The 482-nt window shown below is 45.2% G+C and carries 1 rRNA gene; it reads left to right on the top strand.

The features are described 5' to 3' along the window. Nucleotides 1–383 precede the first annotated feature (383 nt). Nucleotides 384–482, top strand: a 23S ribosomal RNA gene (locus tag L6H98_RS31205); the annotation flags it as partial.

Genomic DNA, 482 nt, shown 5'->3' with positions numbered 1-482 from the left:
TTCTATGGAGAATCGTCTTCTGCGATGAAGACATTCAAATAAGCAGCTCAGCTGCAAACTTACTCACTCGTTGCTCAGTTTTGAGAGTTCAAACTCTCAAACACATGCTCGTAACTTTCGACCGACACGTTCCGTGAACGGCCCGAAAGCAAACGAGATTGTTCCTTGAAAACTGGATATCGAAACGAAAAATGCGATTAGAACATTCCTTTTCGGATGAATGCTCATTCGGTTCAAGCAACCGATGAACAATCATCCTAGCTGAACTTGTGTCAACAAGTTTATACATTAGCGAAGATTGCATGAGCGAATAATTGGGATTGAACGACTTTTGGCTTTGCGAAGCAAAACAAGGGGAGTGAAAGCCCAAATATGAGCGAAACGGTTAAGCTACTAAGAGCACACGGAGGATGCCTAGGCGCTAGGAGCCGATGAAGGACGTGGCGAACAACGATACTGCCTCGGGGAGCTGTAAGCAAGCT

The organism is Paenibacillus sp. JJ-223, from assembly GCF_927798175.1.
In the GTDB taxonomy this organism is placed as follows: domain Bacteria; phylum Bacillota; class Bacilli; order Paenibacillales; family Paenibacillaceae; genus Paenibacillus; species Paenibacillus hubeiensis.
Note: the sequence above shows the minus strand (reverse complement) of the source record. Positions and strands in the feature narration are given on the sequence as shown.